Below are 12,511 nucleotides of genomic sequence, written 5' to 3'. Positions count from 1 at the left end.
GCTAGCAAAGATTCTCATTCGCCTGTTCAACCTCCTACAGCAAAACGGACGAAAATCTCATAGGTATGAGAAGAAAACAGTCTTTGATATATTAGGTGTCGTTTACAATTGTACCATGTCTAATAATCAAGCGGCTTAAATCAAAAAAAATGAAACCCATTAGGGTTTATTTCGTATGCAGATCTTTAAATTCCCTACACGTAGCCTTTTAAAAAAAGAAACACCCTCTACTATAATTGACGTTGTATGAGCTTAGCTTGATAGCGATGGTACTACCCCTATATTACCTATACAAGGATTATTAGAGAGTAGATTGATTATGCTTCTTATTATTAATCTATCTAGTTCTTTAATTTGATAAAAGGAGAGTGCATATCACACATGGCTAATATGTACTCTCTTTCATTTCATAAGAATTTTTATAATTTAAATCTTGATAATACATAATATCAACATTTTGCCGGTAGTACATATGCTTATCAACCTAATCTTTTGAGGTATCCTAAAACTTAACCTTATCTCTATATTGCTAGTTAAGGGAATTCAACTCATTTTTTGCGTTCTGGGGTAGTTTATTTTTGTTAGGTTGACAGCTATAGGGACATTTCCTTTCGTTAAGTTGATAGCGATGCGGCGCTATCCCTATAATATATAGATATAGTAATGATATCTCTTACTAGTCCGAAAATCTTTTTTCTCATAATAAATAATTTATCTATACATCCAATAATAGAATTACAATAGAAATTAAAGAACAACAAGTTCCTATTAAATACAAAACCATGACTGCATGAGATTGAGAAAAACCTGCTTGAAGTAACTTATGATGTCCATGAGTTTTATCCGGATTATAAGGAGCTTGTCCTTTTAACGTACGCTGTATTATTACACGTAATCCATCAAGAATAGGAACTCCCAAAGCAAATACAGGTATAAATATAGAGAATACGGTAGCTGATTTCATTGTGCCAATCACAGATATAGATCCTAATAGAAAACCAATCAATGTTGATCCTGCATCTCCCATAATTATACGTGCTGGAAAAAAGTTATGTTTTAGAAAACCTAAAGCTGCACCAGCTAATGCTACAGCCCAAAAAAAGGAAGTTAATTCTCCTTTAACTAAAGCAACACATGCAAGAGTTGCAGCAGAAATTACTGCAATACCAGCTGCAAGGCCATCTAATCCATCAAGAAAATTAAAAACATTAATCACCATTACAATCCAACCTATTGTTAACAGTATTGAAATTTCTGATGAGAAGGAAACAAACTTAGATTCTGTAAAAGGTATAGATAAACCTACAATTCCTCCACTAAAATGAACTACCAGGTAAGCAGCTAGAATTTGTACTAGTAGCCTCGGTAATGCCGGAAAATCTTTTCCACGAGTTTTATAATAGTCATCTATTAAACCTATAATAACTAGTAAAAAACTCCCAGAAATGATAGCAATATTGGCAGTATCAAAATTATATCCCAATATTTTAGTTAATTGTACTGCAGCAAGAAAACCTAAAAAAATACCAATCCCACCCAATAAGGGTATTGGATTTTTATGTATTTTTCTGCTATTAGGTATATCAACAAAATTCCATTTAACGGCAAATTCCATTATAAAAGGTACTGAAAACCATGTAACTGCAAAAGCAAACAAACCTATTAAAACCCCATACATATCAATTTATTCCTTTCTTTAGAAAAATAACTAATTGTGAAGGTTTATACTTAAACTATTTGGCATTTTAGTTAAAGAAGCAGGATTAATGAAATTGTCTTTTGTAAAAAAAGTAGGGAAATCTGCACATTTATTTAGATAAAAAAGTTTGATTACAATACTCTCTCAAAGAGTTTATAAAATGGATCGTTGCATTCTTTCGTTCCCAGCGATTTTTATAATTGGACTTGGCTTGGACTCTCCCTCTAATTCTAAGTGCCTCATGAAGAATGTCAGAATACCTTAAATCAAAGTCCTTGATCACTTCTTCACAGGCCAGTTCCTTTGATGTAATCTTTCCTGTTTTCAATGTATAGTACACTCGACATAAGGTTAAAACAATGAACTCAATCCAAAAATCGCATAAAAACAAATAGCTTCGGGAAGCTTTACTCGCTATATAGTGGTTAAGATTGTACTCCATCTCCTGCATAACATCCTTCCAATCAATATTAGAGTAGTAAGTAGAAAAATTCGGACCGTAAACAGCATATGAATCATGAACAAGCTGATAAACCGCAATTTTCATAAGCTTTCTTTTTCCCTTACACTTTGTACCCTCAAAAAACGGGAAAGATTTATGTAAATGTAATTGATTCTGCTCATCCAAGGATAAGTACTCACATTCAAACTTTTTGACCAATGGACATTTAGCTCTAACCTTCTTATGAAGGTGCGATAGTTTTATTAACTCTTCGCCCGTCAATTCCTGATTAAAAACTGTAACAAAATCAATATCACTGCTTTCAGGATGAAAAGCACCTATAACGTTTGATCCATATAAATAGACACCAAGAACTTGATTTGGAAACATTTCGTTCAACCTGCTACTATAGAGCATCATTACTTTCTTGACTTCGTTATGGATCATATTTCTTTAACTCCTTTATGTTTCAATTAGCTTAACTCCTTGTTTTACAATCCCTTCCCATAATGGATATTTTTCAGGCTCAAGCATAATCATCGTAAATCCACTTAGGAAAGATAAATAAGCCCACGTTTTATCGCGAAGTTCTTGTTCGGTTTCATTTAGACTAGAGCGCTTCTTCAACAATTCAGTCATTCTCTCTACAAACTCATAAGTGATGAAAACTGCTTCTTGCTCTAGCTCCGGAAACCTACCAGATTGGGAAAACAGATATTGTAAAATTCGTAGGTTTGATGGATCTTCACGATATTTCCTCACGTGATGCCTCACCATCTGCTCTAAGTGCTCTGACAATTCTAGGCTTTCTGGTAAATACAGTTGTCCTTTTCTAGTCTCTTGAAATGCTTCTTTAACGGTATTCTCAAACAAGTCCTCCTTGCTAGGAAAATACAGTAAAATCGTAGCAGGATTAATACCTATTGCCTGCCCTATACTAGAAAGGGTAGTCTTAGAAAAACCCTCTCTTGGAAATTGCCTTTTTGCTTCTTTTAATATGACATTTCGCTTCTCTAGTCGCTGTTGATTGTTGACTGTTCTTGCCATTCATAATCCCCTCACAATATATTAAATAAATAAACGTTTATTTATTTAATATAAATGAATTACATATGGAAGTAAATACGTTTTAACGCACAGAGTTGGTTTTATCTATTAGGTGTCACCATAAATACCCATCAAGTTAAGATAAATTCGTATCCATATAACGAAAAAAACACTATATTTTTTGTAGAAATTACAGAAAGGATGACGCTTTCTTATGAATCTCTCGATTCAAGATGAACTACAACCATTTGTAGAAGAATTACAGCGATATATTACACCTGTATTGTTAGAAAAACTTGCAAGAGAAATCGGATTTATAAAGCGAAAACGTAAGTTTTCTGGCTCAGACTTAGCTACGATTTGTATTTGGATCAGTCAACGAGTAGCAAGTGATCCCTTAGTACGATTATGTAGTAGGCTTCATGCAGCCACTGGTACTTTACTCAGCCCTGAGGGCTTAAATAAACGTTTAAACTCTAAAGCAGTTTTGTTTTTAAAACATATTTTTTCTTTACTGTTACAACAAAAAGTATGTGAACAAACGCAAATCTCTAACCAGCTTTTCTCTTATTTTGGGCGGATTCGCATCCTAGATGCCACTGTATTTCAAGTACCAAATGCTTTAGAGGATGTATATCCAGGCTCTGGAGGATGTGCCCAAACAGCCGGAATCAAAATTCAATTAGAATATGATTTGCACAGTGGGGAATTTCTTAATTTTCAAGTTGGACCAGGGAAAAATAATGACAAAACCTTTGGTACAGAGTGCTTAGATACCTTACGGCCAGGAGATTTATGTATTCGTGATTTAGGTTATTTTTCATTGGAAGACTTAGATCAAATGGATCAACGAGGTACATATTATATTTCTCGTTTAAAACTAAATACGAATGTATATATGAAAAATCCAACCCCAGAATACTTTAAAAATGGAGCCATTAAAAAACAATCGGAATACATACAAATCGATGTGAAACAGATTTTGAAACAACTACAGCCTGGAGAAACATTTGAATTAAAACATGCTTATATCGGTGATAAACAACAACTATTTGCACATGTTATTTTTAATCGATTAACAGAAGAGCAACTTCAAAAACGACGAGCGAAGATTGCAGAAAAAGAAAAATCTAAAAATAGAACGTACTCAGAGAAAAGTAAATTGATAGCTGGATTAAACGTGTACGTGACGAATATACCTTGGGAATGGGTTCCGATGGAACAGGTACATGAATTATATACTTTACGTTGGCAAATAGAGATTATCTTTAAAACGTGGAAATCACTTTTCAAAATAGACGATTATCGTCATGTAAAACAGGAACGATTAGAGTGCCAATTATATGGAAAGCTAATCGCTATTTTCCTGTGCTCCTCTACTATGTTTAAAATGCGTCAACTTCTTTTGAAAAAGAAGAAAAGAGAATTAAGCGAATATAAAGCGATCGGAATGATTCAAGATCATTTACATCTGTTGTACCAAGCTATACGACAAAGCGCCATAGAAATGACAAAGATTCTAATCCGCCTATTCCACCTCCTAAAGAAGAATGGACGGAAATCTCATAGATATGAGAAAAAGACAGTCTTTGATATTATGGGCGTTGTCTATGAGTATAGTGGACTTGGAAAACAAAAGAAAGCAGCATAATTTTTAAAAATGATACCTATCTAGGTTTATTTGGTATGTTCATTTTTAAGGACACAAAATATTTTAAGTTTTTTTTCGTTAATATGAACGAAAGCTCATTTTATTTTCCTTTTTAAGTTGATGGGCATGTATGGTAACCCTATGCCCATCAACTTAAGAATTTTCACTACCCCTAAGTACAAAAAAACGTTATTTTTTCTTATTCACTCTTTTCGGGAGATAGACATGTATGATGACCCCTCTATGCTAAATTTTAAAGGAGATTGTAAAATTGTGTATTTATAGTAACGGTCAGAATAATCGAAAATGAGCAACGTCTATGCAACGTTGCTTTAGTTATGAAGGTATTTTGATAGAATTCCAGTCCAAGTTTATGACTTGGTAGCACTTATATACGATAGTTTTACTCTTTTCAAGTCACTTTACCTAGCTAACCTGTGTCGTTTTCGATTCCTTTACAAAGAAAAAGCAGAAGTCATAAACCCTGAGCTATCTATTCTAAAGTGGTAACTTTGATTTCTCAAGTTTACTATTTTCTATGATTTTTATAAAACTTATATCCAAAATATACAAAGGGAAATAATACACAAAGTATTACTATTGGTGTTGGTAAAGTGGGCATACTCTCTTTCCTCCTTTTTTTTGATAATATTTCTTTAACAGTTATAATAAATCTTTTTTTGAATAAATCTTAATGGATACAATCAAGGAGATACAAAGAATAGCGATAACAGCCACAATCAGTATCAAACATTTAGCTAACATAGACATTGCAGATAGTTCACTAAAATCGAGTTTGATATCTACCTTTGATAGTGCCGGCAAGATAAATGGTGTTGCTACAATAACAATTGAGAAGAAATACTTTGTTCTTTCATAACCTAATTTATACTGTATGGGTGTATATACGCCAAATAATATTGTCGTAATCAGCAGAGCAGTAAGTATGCTTAACAGGGTAAGATATTCAACTTTAGGCACGAACAGTGCTAATACGGTATATGCTACATAGCAGTAGGCAAAAATCAAAAGAAGAAAAGCATATCTTGCCTTTATAAGCATGCTGCGAGGATATGGCGTACCACATAGTAACGCGGTAGCTTTAGGGTATTTCATTTCTGCCATCGATACATACTGATAGAGCATAAATTCTGCAAAAATCACTGAAATTAGAAAGGCGTTAAAACCTAAAAATTCAGGAATGCGAGCCATAATAAATAGTGGGATCGCAATTACTATAAGCAACGTAAATAGTAAGTATTTTTTGACAAGGAGAATATCCTTTTTAACGAGATGTAATAACATTATTTTTTGTCTCCTTTTCTATGTATCCCAGCATAATATCTTCAATTGTAGGTCTTTCAATCAGAATGTCGTGCATGTTTTTTTGGATCTTCGACAATTGATTGGTGATACCCGAAAAACCAAATTCTGTTTCTTGAATATTCAAGAACAAGTTTCTGGTTTCATCAGTCAAATCCTTTATATCGCCTTTTACCAAACGGTGAGTATCAATCAGCATATCCTTTTCTTCCTCAAATAAAATCCTACCATTGTTGATGAGAATTAACATATCTGCAACTTTATCTAAATCAGAAGTGATATGCGTCGAAAAGAAAACCCCTTTACCTCCTTGTTTCATATAATCTTTCAAGATTTCCATAAGCTGACTTCGGATTAAGGGATCTAATCCACTTGTAGGTTCATCCATTATCAGTAAGTCTGCCTGATGGGAAAGTGCTAAAGTCAATGAATATTTCATACGCATCCCCTTTGATAAGGTGGCAATCTTTTGGCGTGGGTTTAGGGAAAAGCGTTCCATAAAGGTTTTGTAATCTTGTTCACTCCATCTTGAATATGCAGGGGAAATAATGCTTGTCATTTCTGCCATTGACAATTCATCATAAAAGCCTCCATCATCCAAAACAATTCCGATACGATCCTTTAATTCCTGTTCATATTTGTTCATATCCTTTCCAAATAATTTAATAGTACCTGATGCTCTTGTTACAAGTCCCAGTATTGTCCGTATTGTGGTTGTTTTCCCTGCTCCATTGATACCAATAAACCCTGTAATGACATCCTCCTCTAAGGAAAAGCTAACATCAGAAAGAGAAAAATCTCCATAAGATTTATTTAGCCCTGTTACTTCTAAAATGCTACTCACTGTCCATCCTCCTCATATAGAATATTCATCATTTCATTTAACTCTTCTTTAGTAATTTTCAATGTCTTTGCGGTTTGAATTAACTCTTGCATGATTTGCTCAACAAGATGGCGTTTAGAGTCTCGAATCAGCTCAAGATTGCCGATAGAGACAAAAGTACCAATGCCCACTTGACTTGTAATAAACCTTTCTTCTTCTAATTCATCGTAAACGCGGCGAATAGTAAGAACACTTACCTTTAAGTCATCGGCAAAATTTCGAATAGATGGGAGAGGATCACCTTCATTAATCTCACCTTTGAAAATAGCATCTTTTATTTGGTCTTTAATTTGCTGGTACAGGGGTTTGTCGGATATGTTTGAAATCAATATCTTCATATTATTATTTTGCCTACCTTAAAATTATAGTGTGTATCATAATAATACACACTATATACTTAAAATACTTCTCTGGCAATGTGAACTAATGCACTTAATGGGTACGTTAGTGTAGGAAGAATGGTTCTGTTGCAAAGTTGAAAAATAACCGAAAATAATGAGTATACGATACATGTTCTTGTATATTTTATAGTGTTTATTTGGAACAATTGTATTTTCATTCTATATTTTTGGGGGCGTTTAAAACTTTGCAACAGAACCATCGAAACTGTTCATGCTTTATACAAGAAAAGGCGAAGTCTTCAAACAGATTCCGCCTTTTCGATGTATCATGAATTACAACAATTATTGGTAGCTGCATAATATTTCTTCATACATTCATTCCCCTGTTTTTTTCTTGAAAAACTTTGCAACAGAACCCATTTCCTTAATTTTACCAGGTTTATTCTACTTCAGCTGTTTTAAGCTTAAAAACCAAGAAAAGTATACATTCAAAAATTCATAAATAAAGAGTTTGTATCACTCATCTAACACTTTTAATTTACTTTTAGGTAGCCAACCTTTTTCATCGTTAGTTTTTCTTTTACACCATAACCAACCATTTAGTTCCTTAATTTCTGAAATGATTTCTTTTTCTTCAACATTAAGTTCTTTAGCTATATAATCTTCTAATACAAAAGCCGATTTGCCTTCATTCTTTATAATTTGTTCTGGAACCCAGCCCTCATTTTCTTTTGTATGACAATATACCCAATTATCCCAGTTTTCAGGACCTTCATATTTGTTTCCCACTTTTATAATCTCTCCCTTTTTTAATGAAATAGGATTCGGATAATTACTTTCATGCTTTTGAATTACCTTATAATCCACATACATCTCCCCCTTTTATTTAGTACTTTATCATAACTAAAAGATTACATACCCTATATACATCAAGTTAACATGACCCCACTTATCAGTAGTCACTGTATCTAGAAAAAAAACCTTCAATTTACTTGCTGAAGGGGTTTCGTATTTACATAATTCTCGTTATAGGAATTAAGATTATAAATAGCTTGTCAGCTCAAGATGATTTCATTTTTTGCATTATTTTTTAGAAAATACATAAGTTTTTTAGCTGGACATAGAAGGCTAGAGTGAACATCTGAAGATAGTATTGCAATATCTACCAATGCACTATCTTGTTTTACGAATATCCCTCCTGTATAAGAGCTGTAATTTTTCTTCCATCACTGCTACAACAGTATGTATATCAATTTGTTTAGATTCTGTATGAAGTTCGATCCATTGCAAGCTTTTATTAGGTGACAAGTATAGCTGTATTGGTTCTGTTGCAAAGTTTTCTACATGAAGCTACACTCTAGAAAACAGGATCTAGGAGAATCAGACATGAGATATTTTAAAGGAAAACAATTCAAGAAAGATATTATTTTAATAGCTATCAGCTACTACTGTCGTTTTTCTTTAAGTTATCGCGATGTATCTGAAATCCTGAAAGAACGTGGTATTTCAGTTCACCCAACAACCATCATGCGATGGGTTCATGAATATGGCAATCTCATCTATCAAATTTGGAAAGTGAAAAATAAATCTGCACGCTTATCTTGGCATTTGGATGAGACTTATATCAAAGTTAAGGGAGAATGGCGTTATCTCTATCGTGCAATTAATAAAGATGGGCACACTTTGGATATTCAACTTCGTAAAAAACGGGATCATCAGGCTTCCTATGCCTTCATGAAAAGATTAGTAAAACATTTTGGAGAACCTACGGTTCTCATTACAGACAAAGCACCAGCATTACTTTGTGCATTGAACAAGTTAAAGGAACAAGGCTTTTATGCACGTACTATTCATTATACAAGCAAGTATTTGAACAATCGTATTGAACAGGATCATAGTCATATAAAGCGACGCTTTGCTAAATCTGCAGGATTTCAAAATCTTCGCAACGCTTCCCATACCTTGAAAGACATCGAAACCATTCATGCTTTATATAAACGAAACTTCGCAACAGAATCGGTTGAAGAGATGTTAAACAAGTAGAACCATAAGTTTTATCGTTGTGCTTTCCTGATCCTACTACAAAAAAGACCCTCTAAATTTAGAGGACCTTTCCTATCAACAAAACTATATTACTTCATAAACATTTTCTCAGCTTCATCCATCGCCATTTTGTTTCCTAATGCTGAATAATCAAGCCATGGTTGATCGTGAATAATATATACGTGCTTACCTTTAACAGCTTTTAAACCTTTCCAAATTGCTGTTTCTTGAAGTTGTTTAAATGCCGCTTTTGCTTTGTCATCTCTATTTACGACAACAAAAATTGCATCCGCATCAAAATCAGGTAACGCTTCTTGTGAAATCACTTCGAACGGACGGTTTCCATCAATTTTCTCTACACCGTTTGCAGGTTGTAATCCTAAATCTTGGAATAAAATTGGCCCCATCGGTCTTTTCGTACTAAATACACGTAATTCTTTTGCAGTAACGCGAATGGCCATTACTTTTTCGTTATTTCCTAACTCTTTATCTATTAAGCCTTTTACTCGTTTTGTCTGCTCTTCATAGTTTTGAATATATTTTTCTGCTTCTTTCTCGTGGTTTACAAGTTTACCTACTTGCTTTAAATGATCTTTCCACGTACCTTCATCTAAGTTGAAAGAATGTGTCTTTGCAATTTTTTCATACTTCGCTAAATCTTCCCCAGCATATTTTTCATCAACATAAATTTCAGATGGTTTTAATTGAAGTAATGATTCCATGTTCGGGTCTGTTACAACACCGAGCTTCTTCGTATCTCTCAGTTGATCTTTTGCGTGTGGTAAGAAATCTTTTAAATCTCCACCAACAACAGAACCTACTGGTGTAATTCCTAGTGCTAGCAAATTATTCGTTAAATGGATAGACATAGAAGCAATTTTGGGTTCATTACTTTTCGTCGTTTTTTCAGCTTTCCCTTCATTTGATTTTGTTTGACTGCAAGCTGATATTATTAAAATACACATGATACTAAATAAAATAGTAAGTTTCTTTTTCATACATTCTCCTCTTTGAAGTATTTATTTTGTATTTATAAGTAAATAAAGAAAATAAGGTGCTCCTAAAGCCGCTACTACGACTCCAGCTGGGATTGAGTTTGGCTCAAATAAAGAGCGACCAATTGTATCGGCTAGTACTAAAATAATCATCCCAATAATACCGGTTAACGGTAAAGAATACTCGTACGTTGAGCCTACTAATTTTCTTGCAATATGTGGAGATATTAGACCGATAAAGCCAATTCCTCCTGCCATCGATACACTGGCGCAAGATAATCCAACCGCTGTAGCTAAAAGTAAAAAGCGCTCTTTTTGTACAGATACGCCAAGTCCTGCTGCTACACTATCACCTAGTGATAAAGCATTTAACGTTTTTGATTTTAGCCACGCATATGGGGCAAGTATAATAATCCAAGGTAATAAAGCTATCACGTGAATCCAATCTCTTCCCCATACGTTACCTACTAACCATCTGGAAGCAAACGTATAAGTCTCGTCATTTAGTTTTAGAGAGAAAAATAATGAAATCGCACTAAAACCAGCTGAAACTGCAATACCAACGAGAATTAATCGAATCGGTAACAACCCCTTCGTACGGTCATTTGCAAGTAAAATAATAAGCAGCGCAGCAAGCACTCCCCCACCAAACGTAAATAGCGGTATTAAAATCGATGCCTTTTCATTAATAGAATGAAAGAGTGTAACAAAACTAATGAGCCCAAAAGACGCCCCCGAGTGCAATCCGAGAATACCAGGATCTGCGAGTGAATTACGAGATAACCCTTGTAATATTGCACCAGAAACGCCAAGTCCAATACCCGCTAACATTGTGATAATAATTCTTGGCATACGATAATCGTATAATACTGTTACACTTTCAAAATCACCGTAACCCAAAAGCGTTTGAATCACTTTTAGTGGCGCAATTCGAAGCGTACCTGTATTTAAACTAATTAAAATAACCGCTACACTTATACATCCGAAAATTGTAGTTATCATAGTAGCTCTCTTCTTATCGGTGTTAAAGATATCTTTCACTTATAACTCCCTCCCAGCTTTACTTGCTATATAGAGGAAAAACGGAACACCAATAAGCGCTACCATAATTCCGACCGCAAGTTCTTTTGGAGGATTTACTGTTCTTGCTCCTAAATCAGCTAAAACTAATAATATAGCTCCTAATAATGCTGACATAGGAATAATAAACCTATAATTCACACCTACTAATTTTCTAGCGATATGTGGAATGACAAGCCCTACAAATCCAATTGAACCAACAGCCGAAACCGAAACACCTGCAAGAATGACTACTGTAACCATTCCAAATATTCTCGTTCGAATCGTCTTCACTCCTAAATTTGTAGCAACATCATCCCCCATCGATATAAGTGAGATAGATCGTCCTAATGCTATTGCAACCATAATTGTTACGAAAATAATAGGCACTAAAAACTTCAAGTGGTCCCACTTCACCCCTGCAACACCACCAGCGTACCAAAACGCTAAATCTTGGCTTAAATCATAATAAATTGCTATACCTGAGCTAAGCGAGTGTAAAAACGCTGCCATAACAGCTCCGGCAATCGTTAATCGCATCGGTGTTAATCCGCCTGATGTTGTCGATCCAATAATAAAAATTAGTATTGTACTTAAAACTGCTCCTATGAAAGAAACAATCATTAAATACGAATACGGCATATGCGGGAAAAAGGCAAAGCTAAGCGCCACGACAAACATTGCCCCAGCATTTATTCCGAGCACGCCTGCATCAGCTAAAGGATTTCTTGTTACTCCCTGCATAACAGCTCCCGCCACTGCAAAAGCAGCACCTATAACTGCTGCACCAATTACTCGCGGAAGTCTTAATTCATAAATAATTTGATGCTGTGTTAATTTTGGATTGTAATCAAAAAACGCTGCCCATACAGTTTGCAAATGAATATCCTTTGCACCAAATGCAATCGCTATAAATATAGACACGATTAGACATAAAATTGTTAAGCTCATAAAACATATGAACTTAGCTTGCATGCAGCGATTTTTATCCGCATATACTGTGGAATTATGTAACATATTTCATTGCA

The 12,511-nt window shown here is 34.4% G+C and carries 12 protein-coding genes and 1 pseudogene; 3 read left to right on the top strand and 10 right to left on the bottom strand.

Annotated features, from left to right (window positions below; genetic code table 11):
• Positions 1-715 precede the first annotated feature (715 nt).
• The 3 genes from HRG09_RS23805 to HRG09_RS23795 form a co-directional block, all read right to left on the bottom strand.
• A complete protein-coding gene (locus HRG09_RS23805) occupies positions 716-1,678 on the bottom strand; it encodes an MraY family glycosyltransferase (protein WP_174103270.1) in 963 nt (320 codons plus the stop codon).
• A 130-nt stretch (positions 1,679-1,808) separates the two neighbouring features.
• Positions 1,809-2,588, bottom strand: a complete 780-nt coding sequence (locus HRG09_RS23800; protein ID WP_174103269.1) for a nucleotidyltransferase domain-containing protein — start codon at positions 2,586-2,588, stop codon at positions 1,809-1,811.
• Between the two features lie 15 nt (positions 2,589-2,603).
• Positions 2,604-3,188, bottom strand: a complete 585-nt coding sequence (locus HRG09_RS23795) for a TetR/AcrR family transcriptional regulator (protein ID WP_174103267.1) — start codon at positions 3,186-3,188, stop codon at positions 2,604-2,606.
• A 214-nt stretch (positions 3,189-3,402) separates the two neighbouring features.
• Here HRG09_RS23795 and HRG09_RS23790 point away from each other — a divergent pair, with 214 nt between their 5' ends.
• Entirely contained in the window at positions 3,403-4,839 is a 1,437-nt protein-coding gene (locus HRG09_RS23790; RefSeq protein ID WP_174103265.1) for an IS4 family transposase, read from the top strand.
• Positions 4,840-5,502: 663 nt separating this feature from the next.
• On the opposite strand, the gene HRG09_RS23785 is transcribed toward HRG09_RS23790, so the two are convergent.
• From HRG09_RS23785 to HRG09_RS23775, 3 genes are read right to left on the bottom strand one after another with little or no spacing between them, the layout of a single operon-like run.
• Positions 5,503-6,144 carry an ABC-2 transporter permease gene (locus tag HRG09_RS23785; RefSeq protein WP_174103263.1) on the bottom strand — a complete coding sequence of 214 codons (642 nt, stop codon included), beginning with the start codon at positions 6,142-6,144 and terminating at the stop codon, positions 5,503-5,505.
• Positions 6,125-7,006, bottom strand: a complete 882-nt coding sequence (locus HRG09_RS23780) for an ABC transporter ATP-binding protein (protein WP_174103261.1) — start codon at positions 7,004-7,006, stop codon at positions 6,125-6,127. The genes HRG09_RS23785 and HRG09_RS23780 overlap by 20 nt, the downstream gene beginning before the upstream one ends.
• A complete protein-coding gene (locus HRG09_RS23775; RefSeq protein WP_174103259.1) occupies positions 7,003-7,383 on the bottom strand; it encodes a GntR family transcriptional regulator in 381 nt (126 codons plus the stop codon). The genes HRG09_RS23780 and HRG09_RS23775 overlap by 4 nt, the downstream gene beginning before the upstream one ends.
• A gap of 261 nt (positions 7,384-7,644) precedes the next feature.
• Here HRG09_RS23775 and HRG09_RS29175 point away from each other — a divergent pair.
• Positions 7,645-7,746 (top strand): annotated as a pseudogene (locus tag HRG09_RS29175) (IS6 family transposase); the annotation flags it as partial.
• Positions 7,747-7,902: 156 nt separating this feature from the next.
• Here HRG09_RS29175 and HRG09_RS23770 read toward each other — a convergent pair.
• Entirely contained in the window at positions 7,903-8,253 is a 351-nt protein-coding gene (locus HRG09_RS23770) for an SH3 domain-containing protein (protein WP_174103257.1), read from the bottom strand.
• 519 nt (positions 8,254-8,772) lie between these two features.
• Between HRG09_RS23770 and HRG09_RS23765 the strand changes: the two genes are divergently transcribed.
• Complete coding sequence (locus HRG09_RS23765) at positions 8,773-9,429, top strand: IS6 family transposase (RefSeq protein ID WP_174103255.1); 657 nt, start codon at positions 8,773-8,775, stop codon at positions 9,427-9,429.
• An 89-nt stretch (positions 9,430-9,518) separates the two neighbouring features.
• Here the strand turns inward: HRG09_RS23765 and HRG09_RS23760 are convergent, their stop codons facing one another.
• From HRG09_RS23760 to HRG09_RS23750, 3 genes are read right to left on the bottom strand one after another with little or no spacing between them, the layout of a single operon-like run.
• A complete protein-coding gene (locus HRG09_RS23760) occupies positions 9,519-10,427 on the bottom strand; it encodes an iron-hydroxamate ABC transporter substrate-binding protein (protein WP_174103252.1) in 909 nt (302 codons plus the stop codon).
• A 21-nt stretch (positions 10,428-10,448) separates the two neighbouring features.
• Entirely contained in the window at positions 10,449-11,465 is a 1,017-nt protein-coding gene (locus HRG09_RS23755; RefSeq protein WP_174103250.1) for a FecCD family ABC transporter permease, read from the bottom strand.
• The gene (locus HRG09_RS23750) at positions 11,466-12,500 is read right to left on the bottom strand and encodes a FecCD family ABC transporter permease (RefSeq protein ID WP_174103248.1); all 1,035 of its coding nucleotides are present in this window, start codon (positions 12,498-12,500) and stop codon (positions 11,466-11,468) included.
• Positions 12,501-12,511 lie beyond the last annotated feature (11 nt).

The organism is Bacillus sp. Xin1 (genome assembly GCF_013314535.1).
Lineage (GTDB): Bacteria > Bacillota > Bacilli > Bacillales > Bacillaceae_G > Bacillus_A.
This window is presented reverse-complemented; position numbering and strand designations above follow the sequence as displayed.